Below are 6817 nucleotides of genomic sequence, written 5' to 3' on the forward strand. Positions count from 1 at the left end.
GTTGAAACAGTGTTGCGGAATGAAACAAGGCCAGGGCTTCCCAGAGCGCCAAGTCCTTGAAAACAGGGCAGGGCGGCGTAGCATGGGAGCTGGCACGGGGTTTGCATTTATGAGCCCGTACCCTGACCCATGAATCAACGAAAGGACAGCACCATGACCCAACTCTCCGCTGGCGCCAAATTCCGCCAGGCCGTGCAGGAAGAACACCCGCTGCAGGTGATCGGCGCCATCAACGCCAACCACGCCCTGCTGGCCAAGCGCGCCGGCTATCGCGCGATCTACCTGTCGGGCGGCGGCGTGGCCGCGGGTTCGCTGGGCCTGCCGGACCTCGGCATCTCGGGCCTGGAAGACGTGCTGATCGACGTGCGCCGCATCACCGACGTCTGCGACCTGCCGCTGCTGGTGGATATCGACACCGGCTTCGGCTCCTCCGCCTTCAACGTCGCGCGCACCGTGCGCTCGCTGATCAAGGCCGGCGCCGGCGCCTGCCATATCGAAGACCAGGTCGGCGCCAAGCGCTGCGGCCACCGTCCGGGCAAGGAAATCGTCAGCCAGGCCGAGATGGTCGACCGCGTGAAGGCCGCCGTCGATGCCCGCACCGACGACAACTTCGTGATCATGGCGCGCACCGACGCGCTGGCCGTCGAAGGCCTCGACAAAGCCGTCGAGCGTGCCGTCGCCTGCGTCGAAGCCGGCGCCGACATGATCTTCCCGGAAGCGATCACCAGCCTCGAGATGTACGCCCAGTTCAAAAAAGCGGTGAAGGTGCCGATCCTGGCCAACATCACCGAATTCGGCGCGACCCCGCTGTTCAGCGTGGAAGAACTGGCCGGCGCCGACGTCGACATCGTGCTGTACCCGCTGTCGGCCTTCCGCGCCATGAACAAGGCCGCCGAGAACGTCTACCAGGCGATCCGCCGCGATGGCCACCAGAAGAACGTGGTCGACACCATGCAGACCCGCGCCGAACTCTACGACCGCATCGACTATCACAGTTTCGAGCAGAAGCTCGATGCCCTGTTTGCCCAGAACAAAGCCAAATAATCCTTGAGGAGATAACGAGATGACCGACCAGACCACCGCAACCGACACCCCGACCTTCAAGCCGAAGAAATCCGTCGCCCTGTCCGGCGTCGCCGCAGGCAACACCGCGCTGTGCTCGGTGGGCCGTTCCGGCAACGATCTGCACTACCGCGGCTACGACATCCTGGACGTCGCCGAGACCTCGGAATTCGAAGAGATCGCCTATCTGCTGGTGCACGGCAAGCTGCCGAACGAAGCCGAACTGCGCGGCTACAAGGCCAAGCTGAAATCGCTGCGCGGCCTGCCGCAAGCCGTCAAGTCGGCCCTGGAAGCGCTGCCGGCGGCCTCGCACCCGATGGACGTGATGCGTACCGGCGTCTCGGTGCTGGGCTGCACGCTGCCGGAAAAGGACGACCACAACATCCCGGGCGCGCGCGACATCGCCGACCGCCTGATGGCTTCCCTCGGTTCGATGCTGCTGTACTGGTACCACTTCAGCCATAACGGCAAGCGCATCGATGTCGAGACCGACGACGATTCGATCGGCGGCCACTTCCTGCACCTGCTGCACGGCTTCAAGCCGTGCGACGAGTGGGTGAAGGCGATGCACACCTCGCTGATCCTGTACGCCGAGCACGAATTCAACGCCTCGACCTTCACCGGCCGCGTGATCGCCGGCACCGGTTCCGACATCTACTCGGCCATCACCGGCGCGATCGGCGCGCTGCGCGGTCCGAAGCACGGCGGCGCCAACGAAGTCGCCTTCGAGATCCAGAAGCGCTACGAGAACCCGGACGAAGCCGAAGCCGACATCCGCAACCGCGTCGCCAACAAGGAAGTCGTGATCGGCTTCGGCCACCCGGTGTACACGATCTCGGACCCGCGCAACAAGGTGATCAAGGACGTGGCGCGCAAGCTCTCGAGCGATGCCGGTTCGATGAAGATGTTCGACATCGCCGAGCGCCTGGAATCGGTCATGTGGGAAGTCAAGAAGATGTTCCCGAACCTGGACTGGTTCTCCGCCGTGTCCTACCACATGATGGGCGTGCCGACCGCCATGTTCACCCCGCTGTTCGTGATCGCGCGCACCTCGGGCTGGTCGGCTCACATCATCGAGCAGCGCATCGACAACAAGATCATTCGTCCGAGCGCGAACTATGTCGGTCCGGAGGATCTGCAGTTCGTGCCGCTGAGCGAGCGTAAATAAACCCCACGTCGTTCCCGCGCAGGCGGGAACCCAAGTTTCGTTGGTTCGCCACGAACTTGGATCCCCGCCTGCGCGGGGATGACGGATCGAAGGCCGCAGGCCGATTCGAACGCAATATGAACATGGCCGAACCGATCACCATTCGCCAGCTCACCCCAGCCGACGCAGCCGCCTACCGCAGCCTGCGCCTGGCCGGCCTGCGCGCCTTCCCGCACGCCTTCCGCCCGGACTACGAAGAGGCTGTGCAACAGCCGCTGTCCTGGGCCGAACAGCGTTTGGCGAAGGCCGGCGAGTACTGGTTCGGCGCCTTCGACGAGGCGACGCTCGTGGGCGCAATCTGCCTGCGCACCCAGGCCGGACGCAAGATCCGCCATTCGGCCAGCCTGAACGCGCTGGTGGTCGATCCCGAGCGGCAGCGGCAGGGCGTTGCCCGCGCACTTGTCGCTCATTTGATCGGATTCGCCCGCTCACTTGAGTACATTCGCCAGCTCACGCTGACGGTCCACGACGGCAATACGAACGCCGAGCGCCTCTACGACGCTTTCGGATTCCGGCAGTTCGGCCTGGAGCCGGACGCCTTTCTGCACGACGGGCGGTACTACGCCAAGCAGCACCGCCAACTTCAATTAGATTCACCGACATCATGAACAGCCAATACCGCAAACCCCTGCACGGGACCAACCTGCATTACTTCGACGCCAAGGCGGCGGTCGAAGAGATCCAGCCGGGCGCCTGGGACGGCCTGCCTTACACCTCGCGTGTGCTGGCCGAGAACCTGGTGCGCCGCTGCGAGCCGCAAGCGCTGGTGCCCTCGCTCAAGCAGCTCATCGAGCGCAAGCGCGACCTCGATTTCCCGTGGTTCCCCGCCCGCGTGGTCTGCCACGACATCCTCGGCCAGACCGCGCTGGTCGACCTGGCCGGCCTGCGCGACGCGATCGCGCTGCAGGGCGGTAATCCGGCGCTGGTCAATCCGGTGGTGCCGACCCAGCTGGTGGTCGACCACTCGCTGGCCGTCGAGTGCGGCGGCTTCGAGCCGGACGCCTTCGACAAGAACCGCGCCATCGAAGACCGCCGCAACGAGGACCGCTTCGACTTCATCAACTGGACCAAGAAGGCCTTCCAGAACGTCGACGTGATCCCGCCGGGGAACGGCATCCTGCACCAGATTAACCTCGAGCGCATGAGCCCCGTGGTCCAGGTGAAGGATGGCGTGGCCTTCCCGGACACGCTGGTCGGCACCGACTCGCACACGCCGATGGTCGACGCGCTGGGCGTGATCGCGATCGGCGTGGGCGGCCTGGAAGCGGAAAGCGTGATGCTGGGCCGTGCTTCCTACATGCGCCTGCCGGACATCGTCGGCGTCGAGCTGACCGGCAAACCGCAGCCGGGCATCACCGCCACCGACATCGTGCTGGCGCTGACCGAGTTCCTGCGCAAGGCTAAGGTCGTCTCCGCCTACCTCGAATTCTTCGGCGAGGGTTCGGCCAACCTGACCCTCGGCGACCGCGCGACGATCTCGAACATGGCCCCCGAATACGGCGCCACCGCCGCCATGTTCGCCATCGACGAGCAGACCATCAAATACCTCAAGCTGACCGGCCGCGACGACGAGCTGGTGAAGCTGGTCGAGACCTATGCCAGGGAAGCCGGTCTGTGGGCCGATACCCTGGCAAACGTCGAATACGAGCGCACCCTGAGTTTCGACCTGTCGACCGTGGTGCGCAACATCGCCGGCCCGTCGAACCCGCACAAGCGCGTGCCGACTTCCGAGCTGGCGGCCCAGGGCATCGCAGGCAAGGTCGAAAACGAGCCGGGCCTGATGCCGGACGGCTCCGTGATCATCGCCGCGATCACCAGCTGCACCAACACCAATAACCCGCGCAATATGATCGCGGCCGGCCTCATTGCGCGTAACGCAAACAGGCTGGGCCTGCTGCGCAAGCCGTGGGTGAAGTCCTCGCTGGCGCCGGGCTCGAAAGCCGTCGCGCTGTACCTGGAAGAAGCCGGCCTGCTGCCGGAACTCGAAAAGCTGGGCTTCGGCATCGTCGCCTTTGCCTGCACCACCTGCAACGGCATGTCGGGCGCGCTCGATCCGGTGATCCAGAAGGAAGTCGTGGAGCGCGACCTGTACGCGACCGCCGTCCTGTCGGGCAACCGCAACTTCGACGGCCGCATCCACCCCTATGCCAAGCAGGCCTTCCTGGCGTCGCCGGCGCTGGTGGTGGCGTATGCGATCGCCGGCACGATCCGCTTCGACATCGAGAAGGACGTGCTGGGCACCGATGCCTCCGGTAAGGAAATCCGCCTGGCCGATATCTGGCCGAGCGACGCCGAGATCGACGCCGTGGTCGAGCAGTCGGTGAAGCCGCAGCAGTTCCGCAACGTGTACGACGTGATGTTCGCGCGCCAGGAAACCACCGAGGAAGCAGTGTCGCCGCTGTATGACTGGCGCCCGATGAGCACCTACATCCGCCGTCCGCCGTACTGGGAAGGCGCGCTGGCCGGCGAGCGCACGCTCAAGGGCATGCGTCCGCTGGCCGTCCTGGGCGACAACATCACCACCGATCATTTGTCGCCATCCAACGCCATCATGTTGGACTCCGCGGCCGGCGAATACCTGCACAAGATGGGCCTGCCGGAAGAGGACTTCAATTCCTACGCCACCCACCGCGGCGACCACCTGACCGCGCAGCGCGCCACCTTCGCCAACCCGACCCTGAAGAACGAGATGGTGCGCAATCCCGACGGCAGCGTGCGCGCAGGCTCGCTGGCGCGCATCGAGCCGGAAGGTACCGTTACCCGCATGTGGGAAGCGATCGAGACCTACATGGAACGCAAGCAGCCGCTGATCGTGGTGGCCGGCGCCGACTACGGCCAGGGTTCCTCGCGCGACTGGGCGGCCAAGGGCGTGCGCCTGGCGGGCGTGGAAGCGATCGTCGCCGAAGGCTTCGAGCGCATCCACCGCACCAACCTGGTCGGCATGGGCGTGCTGCCGCTGGAGTTCATGCCGGGCACGACCCGCCTGACCCTGGGCCTGGACGGCACCGAGACCTATGACGTGGTGGGCGAACGCACCCCACGCGCGGTGCTGACCCTGGTCGTGCATCGCAAGAGTGGCGAGACCGTCGAGGTGCCGGTGACCTGCCGCCTGGACACCGCGGAAGAGGTGTCGATCTACGAGGCCGGCGGCGTGCTGCAGCGCTTTGCGCAGGACTTCCTGGCGACGACCAAGGTGGCCGCCTAACTTCACCACCGTCATCCCCGCGGAAGCGGGGATCCATACTGAGCCGCAAGGCACGCGCCGTATGGATTCCCGCTTTCGCGGGAATGACGGGAAGGGATAACACATATGACTCACCAACCCCAAATCAAAATCCCCGCCACCTACATGCGCGGTGGCACCAGCAAAGGCGTGTTCTTCCGCCTGCAGGACCTGCCCGAAGCCGCGCAGGTGCCCGGCGCGGCACGCGACCAGCTCCTGATGCGCGTGGTCGGCAGCCCCGACCCCTACGGCAAGCAGATCGACGGCATGGGCGGCGCCACTTCGAGCACCAGCAAGACCGTGATCGTGGCGCCGTCCACGCGCCCCGGCCACGACGTCGACTACCTGTTCGGCCAGGTCTCGATCGACAAGCCCTTCGTCGACTGGAGCGGCAACTGCGGCAACCTGTCGGCGGCGATCGGCCCGTATGCCATCGCCAACGGTTTCATCGACCCGGCGCGTATCCCGCAAAACGGTACGGTGACCGTCACCATCTGGCAGGCCAACATCAGTAAAACCATCGTCGCCCATGTGCCGGTGACGAACGGCGAAGTGCAGGAAACCGGCGACTTCGAACTGGACGGCGTGACCTTCCCGGCCGCCGAAGTCCAGCTCGAATTCATGGATCCGGCGGCTGAGGAGGGCGAGGGCGGCGGCGCCATGTTCCCGACCGGGAACCTGGTCGACGAACTCGAAGTGCCGGGCGTCGGCCTGCTTCCGGCGACGATGATCAATGCCGGCATCCCGACCATCTTCGTCAACGCCCAGGACATCGGCTACAAGGGCAGCGAGCTGCAGGACGACATCAACGGCGACCCGAAGGCGCTGGCGATGTTCGAGTTGATCCGTGCCTACGGCGCGATGCGCATGGGCCTGATCCAGCATCTGGAAGAAGCGGCCAAGCGCCAGCACACGCCCAAGGTCGCCTTCGTGGCGCCGCCGGCGGACTACACGGCCTCCAGCGGCAAGCGGGTCGCCGCCCAGGACATCGACCTGCTGGTGCGCGCACTCTCGATGGGCAAGCTGCACCACGCGATGATGGGCACGGCGGCGGTGGCGATCGGCACCGCGGCGGCCATCCCCGGCACCCTGGTCAGCCTGGCCGCGGGCGGGCGGGCGCACGAAGCGGTGCGTTTCGGCCACCCCTCCGGCACCTTGCGCGTCGGCGCCCAGGCCGAGCAGGATGCCCAGAGCGGCGACTGGGTCGTCAGGAAGGCCGTGATGAGCCGTAGCGCGCGCGTGCTGATGGAAGGCCTTATCAGAGTCCCGGGCGATACTTTCTAACGCTTTGTCACACATGAGCCCGCCACGCAACACAGCGGGCT

Annotated in this window: 5 protein-coding genes; all 5 read left to right on the top strand. The window is 65.7% G+C overall.

Annotation, left to right across the window (positions count from 1 at the left end; all coding sequences use genetic code 11):
- The first annotated feature begins 153 nt into the window (after window positions 1-153).
- A complete protein-coding gene (gene prpB, locus NX782_RS09280; protein ID WP_258845158.1) occupies window positions 154-1044 on the top strand; it encodes a methylisocitrate lyase in 891 nt (296 codons plus the stop codon).
- Between the two features lie 19 nt (window positions 1045-1063).
- Entirely contained in the window at window positions 1064-2230 is a 1167-nt protein-coding gene (gene prpC, locus NX782_RS09285; RefSeq protein ID WP_258845159.1) for a bifunctional 2-methylcitrate synthase/citrate synthase, read from the top strand.
- 116 nt (window positions 2231-2346) lie between these two features.
- Complete coding sequence (locus NX782_RS09290; protein ID WP_258845160.1) at window positions 2347-2877, top strand: GNAT family N-acetyltransferase; 531 nt, start codon at window positions 2347-2349, stop codon at window positions 2875-2877.
- Window positions 2874-5474 carry a Fe/S-dependent 2-methylisocitrate dehydratase AcnD gene (gene acnD, locus NX782_RS09295; RefSeq protein WP_258845161.1) on the top strand — a complete coding sequence of 867 codons (2601 nt, stop codon included), beginning with the start codon at window positions 2874-2876 and terminating at the stop codon, window positions 5472-5474. Before NX782_RS09290 ends, acnD begins: the two co-directional genes overlap by 4 nt.
- 105 nt (window positions 5475-5579) lie before the next feature.
- Window positions 5580-6776: a 2-methylaconitate cis-trans isomerase PrpF gene (gene prpF, locus NX782_RS09300; protein WP_258845162.1), complete on the top strand. Its 1197-nt coding sequence runs from the start codon at window positions 5580-5582 to the stop codon at window positions 6774-6776.
- Window positions 6777-6817: the final 41 nt, after the last annotated feature.

Origin of the sequence: Massilia norwichensis (assembly GCF_024753245.1) — a bacterium.
Classification (GTDB): Bacteria; Pseudomonadota; Gammaproteobacteria; order Burkholderiales; family Burkholderiaceae_D; genus Telluria; species Telluria norwichensis.

Coding starts and splice junctions, on each gene's coding strand:
- prpB (WP_258845158.1), top strand. CDS start 154: ATGACCCAACTCTCCGCTGGCGCCAAATTCCGCCAGGCCGTGCAGGAA.
- prpC (WP_258845159.1), top strand. CDS start 1,064: ATGACCGACCAGACCACCGCAACCGACACCCCGACCTTCAAGCCGAAG.
- NX782_RS09290 (WP_258845160.1), top strand. CDS start 2,347: ATGAACATGGCCGAACCGATCACCATTCGCCAGCTCACCCCAGCCGAC.
- acnD (WP_258845161.1), top strand. CDS start 2,874: ATGAACAGCCAATACCGCAAACCCCTGCACGGGACCAACCTGCATTAC.
- prpF (WP_258845162.1), top strand. CDS start 5,580: ATGACTCACCAACCCCAAATCAAAATCCCCGCCACCTACATGCGCGGT.